General features: G+C 63.0%; 13 protein-coding genes and 1 pseudogene. 4 read left to right on the top strand and 10 right to left on the bottom strand.

Annotated elements, in window-relative coordinates; translation table 11 throughout:
- A pseudogene (locus B0W55_RS30890) lies at positions 1–299 on the top strand (Fis family transcriptional regulator); the annotation flags it as partial.
- A gap of 235 nt (positions 300–534) precedes the next feature.
- Here B0W55_RS30890 and B0W55_RS25015 read toward each other — a convergent pair.
- The 7 genes from B0W55_RS25015 to B0W55_RS24985 form a co-directional block, all read right to left on the bottom strand.
- The gene (locus B0W55_RS25015) at positions 535–1836 is read right to left on the bottom strand and encodes an MSMEG_0569 family flavin-dependent oxidoreductase (protein WP_077048590.1); all 1302 of its coding nucleotides are present in this window, start codon (positions 1834–1836) and stop codon (positions 535–537) included.
- A gap of 44 nt (positions 1837–1880) precedes the next feature.
- The gene (locus tag B0W55_RS25010) at positions 1881–2216 is read right to left on the bottom strand and encodes an MSMEG_0570 family nitrogen starvation response protein (protein ID WP_077048589.1); all 336 of its coding nucleotides are present in this window, start codon (positions 2214–2216) and stop codon (positions 1881–1883) included.
- A 1-nt stretch (position 2217) separates the two neighbouring features.
- Entirely contained in the window at positions 2218–3240 is a 1023-nt protein-coding gene (locus tag B0W55_RS25005) for a sll0787 family AIR synthase-like protein (protein ID WP_077048588.1), read from the bottom strand.
- Positions 3233–3796 carry an MSMEG_0567/Sll0786 family nitrogen starvation N-acetyltransferase gene (locus B0W55_RS25000; RefSeq protein WP_077048587.1) on the bottom strand — a complete coding sequence of 188 codons (564 nt, stop codon included), beginning with the start codon at positions 3794–3796 and terminating at the stop codon, positions 3233–3235. The genes B0W55_RS25005 and B0W55_RS25000 overlap by 8 nt, the downstream gene beginning before the upstream one ends.
- A gap of 14 nt (positions 3797–3810) precedes the next feature.
- On the bottom strand, positions 3811–4893 hold the full coding sequence (locus tag B0W55_RS24995) for an MSMEG_0568 family radical SAM protein (RefSeq protein ID WP_077048586.1): 1083 nt from the start codon (positions 4891–4893) through the stop codon (positions 3811–3813).
- Entirely contained in the window at positions 4880–5857 is a 978-nt protein-coding gene (locus tag B0W55_RS24990; protein ID WP_077048585.1) for a Nit6803 family nitrilase, read from the bottom strand. The genes B0W55_RS24995 and B0W55_RS24990 overlap by 14 nt, the downstream gene beginning before the upstream one ends.
- A gap of 167 nt (positions 5858–6024) precedes the next feature.
- A complete protein-coding gene (locus B0W55_RS24985) occupies positions 6025–6507 on the bottom strand; it encodes an MSMEG_0572/Sll0783 family nitrogen starvation response protein (protein WP_075944565.1) in 483 nt (160 codons plus the stop codon).
- Between the two features lie 242 nt (positions 6508–6749).
- Between B0W55_RS24985 and B0W55_RS24980 the strand changes: the two genes are divergently transcribed.
- Positions 6750–8654: a sigma 54-interacting transcriptional regulator gene (locus tag B0W55_RS24980; protein ID WP_077048584.1), complete on the top strand. Its 1905-nt coding sequence runs from the start codon at positions 6750–6752 to the stop codon at positions 8652–8654.
- Between the two features lie 154 nt (positions 8655–8808).
- Entirely contained in the window at positions 8809–10452 is a 1644-nt protein-coding gene (locus B0W55_RS24975) for an acetolactate synthase large subunit (RefSeq protein WP_077048583.1), read from the top strand.
- A 141-nt stretch (positions 10453–10593) separates the two neighbouring features.
- Here the strand turns inward: B0W55_RS24975 and B0W55_RS24965 are convergent, their stop codons facing one another.
- Together B0W55_RS24965 and B0W55_RS24960 are read right to left on the bottom strand one after the other, a co-directional pair.
- Positions 10594–12645 carry a pyridoxamine 5'-phosphate oxidase family protein gene (locus B0W55_RS24965; RefSeq protein WP_077048581.1) on the bottom strand — a complete coding sequence of 684 codons (2052 nt, stop codon included), beginning with the start codon at positions 12643–12645 and terminating at the stop codon, positions 10594–10596.
- Positions 12646–13018: 373 nt separating this feature from the next.
- Entirely contained in the window at positions 13019–14023 is a 1005-nt protein-coding gene (locus tag B0W55_RS24960; protein WP_077048580.1) for an aldo/keto reductase, read from the bottom strand.
- A 124-nt stretch (positions 14024–14147) separates the two neighbouring features.
- Between B0W55_RS24960 and B0W55_RS24955 the strand changes: the two genes are divergently transcribed.
- On the top strand, positions 14148–15080 hold the full coding sequence (locus tag B0W55_RS24955) for a LysR substrate-binding domain-containing protein (RefSeq protein ID WP_077048579.1): 933 nt from the start codon (positions 14148–14150) through the stop codon (positions 15078–15080).
- Positions 15081–15088: 8 nt separating this feature from the next.
- Here B0W55_RS24955 and B0W55_RS24950 read toward each other — a convergent pair whose 3' ends face one another.
- A complete protein-coding gene (locus B0W55_RS24950; protein WP_077048578.1) occupies positions 15089–15712 on the bottom strand; it encodes an NIPSNAP family protein in 624 nt (207 codons plus the stop codon).
- Between the last annotated feature and the right edge of the window lie 394 nt (positions 15713–16106).

Raw genomic sequence — 16106 nt, 5'->3', positions numbered from 1 at the left:
TCATCGTGTCCCAGGATGGTCGGCTGCGCTTTGACGACCTGCTACCCGCCCTGACCCGTGCACCCATCCCCGAGCCCATTGATCCGCAAAGCGCCGATGAGCCGTTGCGCGATGAAGACCTGCAACAACAACTCAGGCTCAACACCGTGGCCATGCTCAAACGCACAGGCGGCAAAATCTCCGGCGACGGCGGCGCGGCGCAACTGCTGGGCCTGAAACCCACCACCCTGGCCTCCCGCCTACGCAAATGGAACATCGACCCACGGGATTACAAAGCCAGGCGCTCGCCAGGATCGTGATCAACATTTACATTGGCAGGCTTACCGGCGAAGGCAATGCGTCAGCCAGACACACCGCCATCGCCGGCAGGCCAGCTCCCACAGTTTCTGTAGCGACGCACAAAATCCACAAACACCCCAAATCACTGTGGGAGCGAGCCTGCTCGCGATGGCGGTGGCTCAGGCGACATCAATGTTGAATGTGCCGCCCTCATCGCTGGCAGGCCAGCTCCCACCAGTGCGCGGTTCTACACCTTTACCTGACAGCCGCCCGCTTCCCCTGAACCAGGCTCTCAACCTGGGCCGCGCTGATCCGATCCACCAGGTACTGCGCATCCTTCGCCACCCCGGAAAACCGTCCCGAACCCCAGGTGTACAGCCACGGCAAGCCAAGGAAGTACAACCCTGGCTGCGCCGTGACCCCGCGTTGATGGCCGGGATGGCCGCGGCCGTTGAAGACGGGGGCTTCGACCCAGGTGAAGTCCGGGCTGAAACCAATACACCAAATGATGCTGGTGATACCCGCCGCTTCCAAATCGACTTCACTGCGCTCCTGCTCGGGCTCCCAGAGCGGCTGATAGCGTTCGCCGGGCGGCGCGTCGATGGCGTTCTGTTCAATGAACTTGTCGATCGATCCGTTGATACGGTTGTACACCGCATCGGCACTGTCCAGGCTCTCGGCCAGGTTCGGGGCGAACTGCATGCGCGTGCCCTGCAAGCCGTCAAGACGCCCGAACAGCTCCATGCCTTCGAGCGCAAATTTGCGCAGGTCAATGTCGCGTCCGCCGTCACGCCCGGTAACGTAGTGATTGGTGTTGTCACGGACCCCTTCACGCAACGGATGGGTGTCGACGCCGATTTCGTAGTAGCCCATCTGCGCCAGCCAATCCACCACGTCCTTGCCCCGGTAGAACCGCGCGCAACGCGGTGCATCGCCGACTGCCAGGTACACCTTGCGCCCGGCCAGGTGCAGGTCCTCGGCGATCTGCGCCCCGGACTGCCCGGAGCCGACCACCAGCACATTGCCGGCAGGCAACGCTTCAGGATTGCGGTACTGCTCCGAATGCATCTGATGAATGCCCACCGGCAAACGCTCGGCCAGGCGCGGAATGATCGGCGTGTGATAACCGCCCGACGCCACGATCACCTGATCGGCGGAGAACTCGCCCTGGGAGGTATGCACCTCGAAGCCACCGATGGCCCGCGGTACCACGCGCTGCACGGTCACGCCCTCGCGCACCGGTGCATTCACCGATTTGACGAATCCGGCCAGGTACTCGTTGATCTCGTCCTTCTTCATGAAGCCATGGGGATCGGCACCCTTGAAATCATCGACATAGGTGTACCCCGGCAACGCGCACTGCCAGTTCGGCGTGACCAGGCTGAAGGCGTCCCAGCGCTGATTGCGCCAGGTGTGGGTGACGCTGTGCTTCTCCAGCACCAGATGGTCGATCCCCTGCTGTTGCAGGTAATAACTGGCGGACAACCCGGCCTGACCGCCGCCGACGACGATCACGCTGTGGTGTGGAGTTTTGATGGAAGTGAGGTGGCTGGTCATAACGTTGCTCCGGTCATCGATGACGAGAAAGTTTCAGAAAAAATTCAGAACGAGCTCCAGCCCGCCCCGATCACCTGGCCAGCGCCTTCGGTGCGCATGCTGAGCACGTCCACCTGGCCTTGCGCGTCAGCAGGCTCGATGAGGTAACTGGCCTGGCCCTTCAACGAGCTCAAGGTGTCCATGGCCGAGCTGCAATAGAAGCCCTTGACCTCCCTGACCCGCTCCGAGGCATTGTTCAAGGCGCTTTCGATGCGCTGCAGAAAGTCCGGCAGCGGGTAACTGGCGCCCTCCTCCAGGTACTGAAAAATCACGGTGGACGGTGAGTAGCCATTGGCTTCGCGGCCATTGGGCCAGCGGATCCTGAAATTGACGGCGGGCATGTCAGTGCTCCTGTTGTTGGCGATTCAAAGGGGAAAGATCGAGATGGGGATAGCTGAAACCGGTGAAGGCCTGCTCGCGCAGATTCCAGAACTGGCCCTGCTGCTGGCCGTGGTGGACGCTCAACGTGCCACTGGCATCCACCCGGCCGATCCGCTCGCAGCGCAGCCCCTCGAAGGCGAAAGCGGTCTGCACCTGATCCCAGTCGCGCTCATCGAGGGTCATCAGAAAGCCGTAACTGGGGAACACCTGCAGCCAGCGCTCAAGCTCGGCATTCGGCGGACACGGCAGCGCGGCCAGATCGACAGTCGCACCGCAACCGGTGGTCTCCAGCAGCATCAACAGGCTGCCCAGCACCCCGGCGTTGCTGATGTCCTTGGCGGCGTGCAGCAACCGGGCGTCTGCCAGGCGAGGCAGCACATCGAGCTGGCTGCGCAGGCGTTCGGCGGGCACACCCTCGAAGGCTTTCCAATAGGTGCTCTGGGCGTGCCACGCGCCTTCGAGGTCCACCGCCATGGCGATGACCTGGCCCGGCGCGACATGCAGGGTCGACAGCAGGTTGTGGGCAGTGCCGGTAATCGCCACCGCCAGCGCCGTCGGGTTGCCGGTGGCGAGGCTGGTATGGCCGCCGGCCAACAGCAGGCCGTAGGCTTCGCAGGCGGCACGGATGCCCGCCAGAATCTGTTGCGCGGCGTCGTTGTCGTGATGCCAATAGGCATTGACCACCGCCGTGGCGCGACCGCCCATGGCGGTGATGTCGCTGACGTTGGCCATGACCGCCGACCACCCGGCAAACCAGGGCGCGCTCTCGACGAACCCCGGCAACATGCCTTCGATGGCCAGCAACTGGAAGTGATCGCCGCAGGCAATCGCCGCGGTGTCGTCACCGGGCAACGCATAAAGCTGCTCACGAGTCAGGGCGGGTTGAGCGCTGCCGATCACTGCTGCCGGTTGTTGGATGGCCTGCTTGGAGCGCATGGCCGGGGTGTTGCGCAGGGTGTCGATCAGGGTCGCCAGATCAGTCATGGCGAGCCACCTTATGCAGTGCCCGCAATGACACCTGACGTGGCATCAATGGGTAAGCCGACAGATCCGCCTGCATCAGGCAATGGGGCTGGCCCAGCAATTCCAGCCGTTCGAGGGTCTGCCAGTGCAGGCCGTGAAAGTAGCTTTCGTTCTGCGCCTGCACCGTGGCCCGGAACACCTCGCAACCCAACTCCTTGGCCCGCGACACCGCCTCATTGACCAGCGCCTTGCCGATCATGCTGTGCCGCCGATAGGCCGCCGCCACGCACAGGCGCCCGCCAAACCACAAGCCCGGTTCCGGCTGATAGATGCGCACCGCGCCCACCACCTGATCGGCGATCCCGCAATTGCCGGCCAGGGCAACGATGGCGATGGCCTGGAAATCGTGGCTGTCCTTGTCCTGGGCCAGCAGTTGCTGTTCATCGGAAAACACCGAGCGGCGCAGGGCGAAATAGGCCTGTTTTTCCCAGGCTTCACTGGCGGGCTTGACCAGCAACTCACCGGCACGGAATGGCTCGAAGGTGCTGTCGACCAAGGCAAAGGCGCAATTGAACATGGCGGTTCTCCGGCTCATTCGTAGCTTTTGAGGGCCGAGCACGCGCCGCATTTGGCGCAGCCGGCGTTGATCTGTTCGGAGTGCAGGCCGTGACGGCGCAGGCTCGCGCCGATCTGCGGGTACAAGCGGGCCATCATGGCGCTGTCGGGTTTGGGGTGATGGGCCAGCGGCGTGCCGTCGATGGGCACGAAGGGCACCACGAACGGGTACACACCCAAGGCGCACAAACGCTCGCTCATCTCGCTGATGGCCACTTCGCTGTCACCCAGCCCAGCGAGGATGTAGGTGCTGACCTGACCGCGACCGAAGACCTCAACCGCCGCGCTGAACGCCTCGAAATAACGACTCAACGGCACTTCGGCCTTGCCCGGCATGATCCGTTGACGCACCTCATCGGTGACCGCTTCCAGGTGCATGCCGAGCGAAACCACACCGCTGTCCTTGAGGCGCTGGAACCAGCGATCGTCGTCCGGCGGCTCGCATTGCGCCTGGATCGGCAGATCGACTGCGGCCGTCACCGCCGCGGCGGATTCACACAGAATCGCCGCGCCACGGTCCGGGGTCTGCGGCGTGCCGGTGGTCATCACCATGTGCTTGACGCCATCGAGTTCCACCGCCGCCTTCGCCACTTGCGCCAATTGCTGCGGACGCTTGCGGGCAATGGTCTTGCCCGCCGCCAGCGACTGGCCGATGGCGCAGAACTGGCAGGAGCTGGCGCGATCGTTGAAGCGAATGCAGTGCTGCAACACCGTGGTCGCCAGCACATCGCTGCTGTGCAGCGTGGCGATTTTCCAATAGGGAATGCCGTCGGCGGTGCTCAAGCCATAGAACTTCGGCACGCCGGGCATCTGCACCTGACCGACCTGCAGGCCTTCGCGAAAGATCAGCGCCTGGCTGCCATCCGCCGAGGGTTGCGCCTGATAGGGCGAATCCTGCGAGGCCTGATTGAGGATCGGCACCATCATGGTCCGGCTGCCGAACGTCAGCGCCTTGTGGTCCGACGGCCCGGCGCCGCCCTGTCGAGACAGGCCGTTCTGCGCCGCTGGCCAACGCACGCCGTGGCACTGCAACTCGGCCAGCAATTCATTGGCTTGCATGATCGAGCTCCTCATTGGCAATCGCGGTGAGCTGTGGGGCACGCTCATGGACATGGGCCGTGGGCGTGCGGTCGATCAACAGGCTGAGCAGCTCCGGACGGCTGTAGTGACCGACCGAATCCATCATGCGTTTGCGCTTGTCGATCAAGGCCAGGTCGAGGTCGGCGATCACTGTCCCTTCGCCGGCACGCAACGGCTCGCCGAGCAATTTGCCTTCCGGCGAAACGATCGCGGTGAAGCAACCGCCCGAGATCGGGCCCAGGCCGCAGCCGGTGTCCTGCATGATCTGGCCTTGCTGGTCGGCATCCAGCCACGCCGTGGCATTGACCACGAAGCAACCGGACTCCAGGGCGTGGTGGCGGATGGTGACTTCGATCTGCTCGGCGAAAATGTCACCCACCAGGGAGCCGGGAAACATTGCCGCGTGGATCTGCTCGCCATCGGCCATCAAGGCGTAGCGTGCCAGCGGGTTGTAATGCTCCCAGCAGGCCAGCGAACCGATGCGGCCGATGGCGCTGTCGACGGCGCGCAGGCCGGAACCGTCGCCTTGGCCCCAGACCATGCGCTCGTGGTAGGTCGGCGTGATCTTGCGCCGATGCTGAATCAGCGTGCCGTCGGCATCGAACAGCAACTGGGCGTTGTAGATCGTGCCGCCATCGCGCTCGTTGACGCCGATCGACACCACCATCCCCGCCTGTTTGCAGGCCTCACCAATGGCCAGGGTAGCGGCCGACGGTACGGTCACCGATTGATCGAGCAGCTTGAGGTGTTGCGCGCCCATGGCGAACGCCGGCTGCACGAAAGAGAAATAGGGGTAGTAAGGCACCACCGTCTCCGGGAACACGGCGAACTGCACGCCTTGTCTGCCCAGGGCGATGATCTGTTGGCAGACCTTGTCCACGGTGCCTTCGCGGCTGTAAAGCACGGGGCTCAGTTGAACGGCTGCTGCGCGAATGATGGCCATGTTGGGGTCCTGAAGTATTGAGTGCTATGGCGGTTGTGGCGAGCGAGCTTGCTCGCGCCGGGCTGCGAAGCGGCCCCAAAACGTTGGCAAACAGCGCCATTTTTGCGACTGCTGCGCAGTCGAACGCGAGCAAGCTCGCTCGCCACAGGTCAATTTCAGCGTTGCTGTCAGGCCGTCCAGGTATCGATGATCATCGCGCCCTCACGACGCATCAGCAGGCGCAGGTCCATCACGTCCAGGGGGTTGATCGGGCGGATGCCTTCGATCAGGGCTTTTTCGGTCTGGCCGTACAGCGCTTGCAGGGCGAAGCGGCAGGCGTAGACCTCACCGCCCTCCTCCATGAACTGCATCAGTTGCTTGTTCACCGCCAGGTGACCGGGGAACGCTTCGGCACCCAGGGTCGGGAAACCGCGCTGCACGCCCAGTTGCACGCCTGGCCCGTACAACAGGATTTTGGTTTCGAAGCCTTTGCGCAGCAGGCGCTTGGCCTGAAGCATGTTGACCAGGCCGATGGAGCCCTCGAAGGCGATGGTGTGGAAGGTGATCAGGACTTTTTCGCCCGGCTCGGCTTTGATGTCCTCGAAGACTTTCTCTTCGTAATTGACCAGGAAGTCGCCGTCTTTGTAATGGGGGATGTCCACGGTTGGCATAGTGTCGCTCTCCAGTTTCTTGGTGCTTGAACGTCAGCCTGGGTTGGCTGCCGGGTTGCAGGAGAGAGAGCGAACGCCGTGCCAGGAAATAAAACTATTTTTCCCGTCGGGCTAACTGATTGATTTAAATGCAAATACCAATCTGATCCGGTTTTTATCCGTGCATCTGATGCTATCGCCGGACCACGCATTCCCGTAGAAATACGAATATTCGTAGTCACAGAACACGAGATTTCGTAGTCATGAATGAAGCTGACTCCCTCAACGGCTGGGCTGACCTGGCGTATTCGTCACGGCACATGGTGTTTGAGCATTGCGCCGAGGCCATCGCCCTGCTCAATCCCTATTCCGATCGGTTGGTGGACCTCAACATCGCCGCCTGCAAACTGCTCGGCTACCCGCGCCAGGAGCTGCTTGAACTGCCGGTGAGCAAGCTGTTCGGTCATCAACTGGCCGACCTGATCGTGTTCACCCAGGCCGTGATGGACAAGGGTCGCGCCTGGAGCAATGAGCTCAGTTGCAACTGCAAGAGCGGCGAACGCATCGAGCTGGAAATCTCCGCCACCACCCTGCAGGTCAAGGGGCAACAGCAGTTGATCCTGGTGCTGCGGGAGCTGAGCCAGGAGAAGTACCAGCGCGACCAGGCCCACACCGAACGCACCATGCGCGGCGGGCTGATCGAGTGGCGCAACATTCTCAACCTGTTCCAGGAAAACGAGCGCGACAACCAGCTCCTGCTCAGCTCCGTGGGCGACGGCATCTACAGCATCGACAGCGAAGGCCTGGCCACCTTCGTCAACCCGGCCTGTGCGCGCATGCTCGGCTGGGAAACCCAGGACATGATCGGCAAGAACATCCACCGCATTCATCACCACACCCATGCCGACGGCAGCCATTACCCGGTGGAGCAGTGCCCCATCTATAAAGCGGTGCACGACGGGGTGATTCATGAGGGGCGCCAGGAAGTGTTCTGGCGCCGGGACGGCAGTTCGTTCCCGGTGGAATTCACCAGCACCCCGGTGATTTCCGAGGGTCGCATCGTCGGCGCGGTGGTGGTGTTCCGCGACATCACCGAGCGACGCAACACCGAAAACCAGCTGCAAAGTGCCCTGGAAGAACTCAAGGTACTCAAGGAGCGGCTCGAGGAGCAGAACGCCTACTTGCAGGAAGAGATCCACATCGAGCACAACTACCGTGAGATCGTCGGCCACAGTGAACCGATCAAGAAGATCATCCGGCAGATCGACGTGGTCGCGCCGACCGACGCCAGCGTGTTGATCAATGGCGAATCGGGGACCGGCAAGGAATTGATCGCCCGCGCCATACACCAGGCCAGCCGGCGTAACGGCCACCCGCTGATCCGGGTCAACTGTGCGGCGATTCCGGCGGAGCTGTTCGAGAGCGAGTTCTTCGGCCATATCCGCGGGGCCTTTACCGGAGCGGTGCGCGATCGGGTCGGGCGCTTCGAACTGGCTGACGGCGGCACGCTGTTTCTCGACGAGATCGGCGAGATCCCGCTGGAACTGCAAAGCAAACTGCTGCGGGTGTTGCAGGAAGGTCAGTTCGAGCGGGTCGGCGAGGAACGCACGCGCAAGGTCGATGTGCGGATCATCGCCGCGACCAACCGCGACCTGCGCCAGGAAGTGGCCGCCAAGCATTTTCGCGAAGACCTGTATTTCCGCCTCAACGTGTTCCCGATCCAGTCCCCGGCGCTGCGCGAGCGGCTGATGGACATCGGCGCCCTGGCGGCGCACTTTCTCAAGCAGACCGGCAAGCGCCTGAACATGCCCGGCCGGCGCCTGCGCAACAGTGACATCGAACGCCTGCAGCGCTATTCGTGGCCGGGCAATATCCGCGAGTTGCAAAACGTCATCGAACGCGCGCTGATCACCTCCATCGGCGCGGACCTGAACCTGGACTTGCCGGACGAGCCCAAAGCCAGCCTGCCCTCCCCGCAACAACCTGTCCTGCCGGCGATCATGACCGACGCACAGGTTCGTGAACTCGAACGCAGCAACATGCAGGCGGCGCTGAAGGCCGCCGATGGCAAGCTGTTCGGCAAAGGCGGCGCGGCTGAACTGCTGGGGCTCAAACCGACGACCCTGGCGTCGCGGTTCAAGCGGCTGGAGATCAAGCTCGGCGACTAGTTTGCAGCCAGACAGACGGTCATCCGGCCAGAGGCAATGGGGCGATACTGGGCGACAGTTTCGAAGACGATGCTCTCCCGCTCAGGTTTGCACACGTGTTCTCAGACCGTCTGCAGCCCTGTGTCCCAGCTCCCCCATCCGAGGTACTGACCAAATGGCCAAGGCTGCCGATGTCGTTGTGCAATGTCTGGAAAACGAAGGTGTGAAGTTTGTCTTCGGCATTCCGGGCGAAGAGAACCTCGACCTGCTCGAGTCGCTGCGAAAATCCAACATCCGCCTGGTGCTGACCCGCCACGAACAGTCCGCCGGCTTCATGGCCGCCACCTACGGCCGGCTCACGGGCAGGACCGGCGTCAGCCTGTCGACCCTCGGCCCCGGCGCCACCAACCTGGTCACCGCCGGGGCCTATGCGTACCTGGGCGGCATGCCGATGCTGATGATCACCGGCCAGAAGCCGATCAAGAAGTCCAAGCAGGGGCGTTTCCAGATCCTCGACGTGGTCGGCATGATGCAACCGCTGACCAAGTACACCCACCAATTGGCGTCCGCCGACAACATTCCGTCCCGGGTCCGCGAGGCCTTTCGCCTGGCCGAGGAAGAGAAGCCCGGCGCCGTGCACCTGGAATTGCCTGAAGACATCGCCGCCGAACAGACCGAGAGCACGCCGGTGCCGCCAAGCCTGAGCCGTCGCCCGGTGGCCGAACAGAAATCGATCACCGCCGCGGTGGAAAAGCTGAAGACGGCGCACAGCCCGATCCTGGTGATCGGCGCCGGGGCCAACCGCAAGATGACCTGCAATGTGCTCAAGCAATTGATCGACAACACCGGCATTCCGTTCGTGACCACGCAAATGGGCAAGGGCGTGGTGGATGAGCGTCACCCGCGCTTTCTCGGCAACGCGGCGCTGTCGGCCGGTGACTTCGTGCACCGCGCCGTGGAGGCGGCGGACCTGATCGTCAACATTGGCCATGATGTGATCGAGAAGCCGCCGTTTTTCATGGTGCGTGGCGGCACGGAGGTGATCCATATCAACTTCCGTTCGGCCGAAGTCGACCCGGTGTATTTCCCGCAGATCGAAGTGGTCGGCGACATCGCCAACGCCGTGTGGCAGATCGGCGAGGCGCTGGAGGGGCATTCGGATTGGGATTTCAGCCGGCTGATGGCGATCCGTGAAGCCAACGAGGCGCAGATCATCGAGGGCGAGGACGACAATCGCTTTCCGATCTATCCGCAGCGTTTCGTGGCTGATGTGCGCCGCGCGTTACCGTCCGAAGGCATCGTCGCGCTGGACAATGGCATCTACAAGATCTGGTTCGCCCGCAACTACAAGGCGCACAAGCCCAACACCGTGCTGCTGGACAATGCGCTGGCGACCATGGGCGCGGGGCTGCCGTCGGCCATGGCGTCGCACCTGGTCTACCCCGATCGGCCGGTGGTCGCGGTGTGCGGCGATGGCGGTTTCATGATGAACAGCCAGGAACTGGAAACCGCCGTGCGCCTGAAGATGAACCTGACCGTGATCATCCTGCGCGACGACGCCTACGGCATGATCCGCTGGAAACAGTCGAACATGGGTTTTGCCGATTTCGGCCTGGATTATGGCAACCCGGACTTCGTCATGTATGCGCAGAGCTATGGCGCCAAGGGGCATCGGGTCGAGAGCGCCGAGGGTTTTCTGCCGCTGCTGCAGCGCTGCCTGAGCGAACCCGGGGTGCATGTGATCGATTGTCAGGTGGATTATTCGGAGAATGACTTCATTCTCAACAGCGAGCTCAAGCGCAGGAGCGCGTTGGTTTGACTGCCCGGGCAGTGTGATTGGCCTTCCCTTGTGGGAGCGGGCTTGCTCGCGAATGCGTCGGCACAGTCAACATCAAAGTTGACTGACCCACCGTCTTCGCGAGCAAGCCCGCTCCCACAGAGGGGCCAATGCATCCGCCGGTCAGATGTCCAGTATCAGGGTCTCGCTGCCTTCGGCCGGTACGGCGCAGCAGATCAGTACCTCATCCTCGGCCAGACCCTGTTCCGGGGTGTTGAGGTAGTGGACCTGGCCATTGGTCATCCGGGTTTTGCAGGTGCCGCACGATCCGCCGCGGCAGCTGAACTCGGGATTCAGACCTCGGGCTTCAGCCAGTTCCAGCAAGGTGCCGTTACCCGGTTCCCAGCGTGCTTCCTTGCCGGAGGTGGAGAACAGGATTTTCACCGGCTCGGTGGACACCGGCACCTGCTGCGCGGCCGGCACGCTGACTTCGGCATCGCGCACCAGGGTGGACGGCCCGAAGGTCTCGGCGTGGATGCGATCGTCGGGAATGCGCATTTTGCGCAGGCCGTCGTACAGCGCCTGGGTAAAACTGCCCGGTCCGCACAGGTAATAGTCGTAGTCGTTGAGCGGTAGAAGCGTCTTGAGCAGTTCGACATCGATCCGGCCCGCCAGGTCGTAACTGGCGCCGCCACCTTCGGTCGGTGGCTGGCTGACCACCCGCACGACCTTGACCTTGTCCCCTGCCCGCGCCGCCAGCTCTTCAAATTCATCACGGAACGCCAGGTCGTCCACCGAGCGGCTGCTTTGCACCACCCAGGTCGGGCGCATGCGGTTGATGCGCTTACCTTCGTAGACCACCTCGCGCAGCATCGACAGCATGGGCGTAATACCGACGCCGGCCCCCAGCAACACCAAGGGGCGCCGTTCGGAAGGCTGCACGATGAAATGCCCTTGGGGCGCCCGCGCTTCGATCCAGTCGCCGACCTGAATCCGATCGTGCAGGTGCGAAGACACCACACCCTCACGCTTGACGCTGATGCGCAGGAATTCGTCCGACGGTGCGCTGGAGACGGTGTAGGTACGAATCGTCGGCGCGGGCTGCCCTTCCAGCTGCAACCGCACCGGCAAATGTTGACCCGGCTCGAACCGTGGCAAGCCCACGCCATCGCCCGATTCAAAATAGAAAGAACGGATGCTGCGGCTTTCATCGACGATGCGCGCCACACGCAGGGGGCGCCAGTGAGTGCGCAGGGCTTCGGCCTGCAAGCGCTCGGCGGCCTGTTCCCAACTGCCGGTCATCAATGAGTTGGGCGAGTCCCCTTCAGGCTGTTCGACCCAGCGCAACGCCAGCGCTGCCTGGCGGTGAATCACCCGCTGCGGCTTGAAACGCCACAGCCGCTCGGCGCCCTGGAACGCGGCGATTTCGGGATCGTCCAGCAGCACTTCGGCGGTGCCGGTCATTTGCAGCAGGTCGCCGCTGTGGAAATCCATGAACACCAGTCCGGCCCGGGGGTTGAGCAGAATGTTGCCCAGGGTGTTGAAAAACAGGTTCCCGGAAAAGTCCGGGATGGTCAGGCTGCCGTCCTCTTCCATGCGCACAAAACCCGGCTTGCCGCCGCGATGGGAGGCATCGACCTGGTTCTGACCGTCGCGCACCACGTAGGTTGCGACATAGAACGAGTCCGCCGAGGTGACCATCTGGCGAACCAGCGGGTCAGTGGCGGTCAGCGTTTGCACGGTTTCCGGGGTTTGGTCGACGATGGCGTACTGACGCAGATTGATGTAGCGCGGGCAGTTGCCGTAGGCCTGGGTGACGGTGATTTCGATGCCGTCTGCGCGTTGGCGCAGCACATTGCCGTTCATGCGGTTGCGTCGGCGGGTATGCAACTCCATGCCGAGCATGCCGATGGCATCGCCCTCCCCCATGCCGGCCTGCGCCGGGTCGTTGGGTTGCGGTTGAAGGTCGATGTGCAGAACCTGCGGTGTCGGGGAATGCATGAAGCCAGGTTTGCCGCTGCGAATGGTCGCCCAGACATCGCCTTGGGGATCCACCGCGCCCAGCACCACGAAGGGCAGTTGCGCATAGAACTCGCGATGCTGATCCGGCATCCAGGTCCGTGACATCTGCCGCTGGCCGACGCCCACCATCATGTCGACTGCACCGACCGTACGCTGCAAGGTCAACTCACCTTCGTGCCAGGGCGAGGTTTGCGGTTTAGAGGCTTCATCCATTGGTTGCTCCTCGCGCCTTGCGCAGGTGTGCGTTATGAGGGCCCATCTTCCCCTTGCGCCGCGTGTGGCGGAATGGGCACAAAACGCAATCCAGCATTTCAGAAAATGGAATGCTGGGAAGTCTCATGACTGTGGGAGCGGGCTTGCTCGCGATGGAGGTCCGGATAACGCGGGCATTCAGACAGCCCCCGTTATCGTTGTAGTCCATCGCGAGCGAGCTCGCTCCTACAGAGAGCGCAATGTGGGAGCGGCGGTGCGACGATTCGACTTGCTCGCGAAGGCGTCGGGTCAGACAACGTTGAGGTTGAATGTGCCGACGCTTTCGCGAGCAAGCCCGCTCCCACAGTGGTCCGTGCAATGCGGGTCAGATGCGTTATTCCGGGACGGGCGCGTTGGCGGCGATCAACTTGGCCTCGCGCAGTTCGGCCCAGAAGGCAGCGGGGATTACGGCCTTGAGCGCGGCCACGTCCTCGGCGATGCGCTCAGGGCGGCTGGCGCCCGGGATCACGGCGGCCACTGCCGGGTTGGCCAGGGAAAATTGCAGGGCGGCAGCCTTGATATTGACGCCGTGCGCCTGGGCAATACGCTTGATGTGCTCGACTTTCTGCATCACCTGGGCGCTGGCCTTCTGGTATTCGAAGTGCGCGCCACCGGCCAGCACACCCGAGCTGTACGGGCCACCGACCACGATGTCGACATTCTGCGCATGGGCCGAGGCCATCACCCGCTGCAGGGCACGTTCGTGATCGAGCAAGGTGTAGCGCCCGGCGAGCAGCATGCCATCGGGCTGTGCTTCTTCCAGGTCCAGGGTCAGTTCGATCGGCTCGACGCGGTTCACCCCCAGGCCCCAGGCCTTGATCACACCTTCTTCACGCAGGCGGGTCAGGACCTTGAAGGCGCCGGTGCGGGCTTGTTCGAAGTACTGCAGCCACTGGTCGCCGTAGAAGTCCTGGGCGATGTCGTGAATCCAGACAATGTCCAGGCGATCGGTCTTCAGGCGCTTGAGGCTGTCTTCGATGGAGCGCAAGGTCGCGTCGGCGCTGTAGTCGTTGACGATCCTGTTGCGCAGGCCGTGTTCGAACACGCCGCTTTTCTCGCCCAGGTCGCGGGCACTGTTGTCCACTTCATCGAGGATGACCCGGCCGACCTTGCTGCTCAGCACGTAGTCGTCGCGGTTGTATTGCTGCAGCGCCTCACCCAGGCGGATCTCGGACAGGCCGGCGCCGTAAAACGGAGCGGTATCGAAGTAGCGCACGCCGGCATCCCAGGCCGCCTCGACGGTGGCCAGTGCTTCGGCTTCAGGTATGTCGCGGAACATGTTGCCCAGTGGCGCTGTACCGAAACCCAAAACGCCTGGCAATTTGTCTTTCAAACTCATGGGTATGTCCTCAAGGATCTATGGAGAGGGTCACCGTTGGCGACCGTTGAGCAGATCCTAGATTGCGCAGTGCAGACCGTCCAAGACACAATAAGCCACAGTTAAGACCTCGAGAGCATTACGCATGATCGACCTTCGCCAGCTTCGCTATTTCGTGGTCACCGCCGAAGAGGAACACGTGGGCCGCGCCGCCGAACGGTTGCACATCTCCCAGTCGCCCCTGAGCCGGCAGATCGCCCAACTCGAAGAACGCCTGGGCCTGGTGCTGTTCGAGCGCAGCCAACAGCGCATCCGCCTGACCACCGACGGTCGTACCTTTCTCACCGAGGCCCGTGCCCTGCTGACCCACGCCAATCGCCTGGAATCCCTGGGCAAGCGCCTGGGTCGTGGTGAGGAAGGCGGCTTGTGCATCGGCTACATCGAAAACGCCATGCACGCCAACGTGCTGCCAGCGGCCCTGCGCGAAGTGCGCCAGATTCGCCCCGGCGTGCACGTGGCGTTGCACCACCTCAGTTCCGCCGATCAGCTTGAAGGCTTGCGCCAGCGCAGCCTGGACGTGGCGCTGGTCAGCGAACCGCCGAGCAACGACGACCCGGAACTGACGCATTTCCAGTTGCTGGAAGACCCGATGTTGCTGGCGCTGCCGGCCAATCATCCGCTGGCGGGCACCGAACGCCTGTTGCCGGCGGACGTCGAGGATCTGGACTGGATCGGCGTGAAATATAGCCAGGGCGAAAACCACCATGCCGAATTCGTCGCCGCCTGCATCCGCGCAGGGTTCACCCCGCAGATCCGCCTGGAAGCGGCCGAACCCTATACCGCCCTGGGTCTGGTGGCGGCCGGTCTGGGCATCGCCATGACGCAGAAAAGCCTGAACCAGGCCGCGCATCCAGGGGTGGTGTTTCGCGAGCTGCCCTGGCTGACCTTCACCATGCCGCTGTGGGTGGCCTGGCACCGGGTCACCCTGCGACCGCTGGTGGATACCTTCCGGATGATCCTCACCGGGCCGCAGCCAGAGCCGTTTGTTTCATCGGAGCTTCTCGCCGAAGCGCGGTGATCGCAGGTTCACTGCAACGGTGAAAACCCCGCCGGCAAGTAGATGGTCGAGCGCATGTCGCGCAGCTGCGGGCCAGAGTTTTCCGGGGGCCAGACCCCATCCGCCACTGCCTGGGTGCGCACTTGCAAGCGTTGTTCCAGGGTCGGCCAAGGCCAGATGTGCAGGTAGCGCGGCAAGGCGCCGTCGGTGGCGTAAAACGCGGCGTACACCGGTGAGTATTGTTCGGCGGTGCGTGCCTCGATGGCTTTGGCCCAACCGTCCAGAGTCGGTTGCAGGCCGGCGCTGATCAGGTCGTAGACGCGCAATTCGTAGCATGGCCCGTGCTTGCCGGGGCTCAGGGGCTTGAGGAACGGAAAGAGGCTGTAGTTTTCGATCCGCAGGTCGGTGATGAACTCGTTGATGCCAAACGCCTGGCCATCGAGCAGAAATCGCTCGCGCTCTGCCTGCCGGGCGCCTTCTTCGGCAAAACCGCGCAACAGCGCAATCTGATTGAGCTGCCCGATCTCCGAAGCCCAACACCCCATCAGGGTGCCCCCGACCTCGGGCTCGGCCAGCGCCGTCTCAATCCGCGCCAAGGCTTGCGCGACGGTGCGAACCTTTACCGTGAAGGTGATCAACTCGAAAAACCGCATGACGAACTCCGGCCAAAAACGTGTAGCCGGCAGCCTAGGGCAGCGCCTGGCGGTGCGGTATTGGAGTCATTACCCGCGGGATAGGTGGTTTCTTTAGCGCAAGACCCTGCTGCGATGGTCGTCAACGATAACGCGAGAAGCCTGATGCCCCGCGGCGCGCTCAGGTTCATCGCGAGCGAGCTCGCTCCTACAGATTGGCCGCGTTTCCCTGTAGGAGCGAGCATGCTCGTGATGGTCGCCAACGATAACGCAGAAAGCCTGATACCCCGCGGCGCGCTAAGGCTCATCGCGAGCGAGCTCGCTCCTACAGTTGGCCGCGTTTCCCTGTAGGAGCGAGCATGCTCGCGATGGTCGTCAACGATAACGCGAGAAGCCTGATGCCCCGCGGCGCGCT

Source organism: Pseudomonas sp. KK4, from assembly GCF_001984065.1.
In the GTDB taxonomy this organism is placed as follows: Bacteria; Pseudomonadota; Gammaproteobacteria; order Pseudomonadales; family Pseudomonadaceae; genus Aquipseudomonas.
This window is presented reverse-complemented; position numbering and strand designations above follow the sequence as displayed.

Excerpts from the sequence above, each read along its gene's own strand:
- B0W55_RS25015 (WP_077048590.1), bottom strand. The coding sequence starts at position 1,836 with ATGACCAGCCACCTCACTTCCATCAAAACTCCACACCACAGCGTGATC.
- B0W55_RS25010 (WP_077048589.1), bottom strand. The coding sequence starts at position 2,216 with ATGCCCGCCGTCAATTTCAGGATCCGCTGGCCCAATGGCCGCGAAGCC.
- B0W55_RS25005 (WP_077048588.1), bottom strand. The coding sequence starts at position 3,240 with ATGACTGATCTGGCGACCCTGATCGACACCCTGCGCAACACCCCGGCC.
- B0W55_RS25000 (WP_077048587.1), bottom strand. The coding sequence starts at position 3,796 with ATGTTCAATTGCGCCTTTGCCTTGGTCGACAGCACCTTCGAGCCATTC.
- B0W55_RS24995 (WP_077048586.1), bottom strand. The coding sequence starts at position 4,893 with ATGCAAGCCAATGAATTGCTGGCCGAGTTGCAGTGCCACGGCGTGCGT.
- B0W55_RS24990 (WP_077048585.1), bottom strand. The coding sequence starts at position 5,857 with ATGGCCATCATTCGCGCAGCAGCCGTTCAACTGAGCCCCGTGCTTTAC.
- B0W55_RS24985 (WP_075944565.1), bottom strand. The coding sequence starts at position 6,507 with ATGCCAACCGTGGACATCCCCCATTACAAAGACGGCGACTTCCTGGTC.
- B0W55_RS24980 (WP_077048584.1), top strand. The coding sequence starts at position 6,750 with ATGAATGAAGCTGACTCCCTCAACGGCTGGGCTGACCTGGCGTATTCG.
- B0W55_RS24975 (WP_077048583.1), top strand. The coding sequence starts at position 8,809 with ATGGCCAAGGCTGCCGATGTCGTTGTGCAATGTCTGGAAAACGAAGGT.
- B0W55_RS24965 (WP_077048581.1), bottom strand. The coding sequence starts at position 12,645 with ATGGATGAAGCCTCTAAACCGCAAACCTCGCCCTGGCACGAAGGTGAG.
- B0W55_RS24960 (WP_077048580.1), bottom strand. The coding sequence starts at position 14,023 with ATGAGTTTGAAAGACAAATTGCCAGGCGTTTTGGGTTTCGGTACAGCG.
- B0W55_RS24955 (WP_077048579.1), top strand. The coding sequence starts at position 14,148 with ATGATCGACCTTCGCCAGCTTCGCTATTTCGTGGTCACCGCCGAAGAG.
- B0W55_RS24950 (WP_077048578.1), bottom strand. The coding sequence starts at position 15,712 with ATGCGGTTTTTCGAGTTGATCACCTTCACGGTAAAGGTTCGCACCGTC.